Here is a 255-nt window from a genome sequence, read left to right as displayed (position 1 = left end):
ACTTATCGACTGTAATGAATTAGAGAACAGCAAATATTGGGGCTGTAGCTCAGCTGGTTAGAGCACCGTGTTGATAACGCGGGGGTCGTTGGTTCGAGTCCAACCAGCCCTACCAGTTGCCTGTATTCGTGGTACCCATGGGGGATTAGCTCAGCTGGGAGAGCACCTGCTTTGCAAGCAGGGGGTCGTCGGTTCGATCCCGTCATCCTCCACCACCTGTTTTTACGTAAGCAAGAGATGCTTAGGTAAAAGCAG

At 51.8% G+C, this 255-nt stretch carries 2 tRNA genes; both read left to right on the top strand.

Features of this window, described 5'->3' with window-relative positions:
• The first annotated feature begins 38 nt into the window (after nt 1-38).
• Nucleotides 39-115: transfer RNA gene (locus GTP55_RS29440), tRNA-Ile, on the top strand.
• Between the two features lie 24 nt (nt 116-139).
• Nucleotides 140-215 (top strand) — tRNA-Ala (locus GTP55_RS29435).
• Nucleotides 216-255 lie beyond the last annotated feature (40 nt).

The sequence above is a fragment of the Duganella margarita genome, from assembly GCF_009857535.1.
In the GTDB taxonomy this organism is placed as follows: domain Bacteria; phylum Pseudomonadota; class Gammaproteobacteria; order Burkholderiales; family Burkholderiaceae_D; genus Rugamonas; species Rugamonas margarita.
The sequence above is the reverse complement of the archived record's forward strand: the minus strand, read 5'-3'. Positions and strand labels throughout refer to the sequence as shown.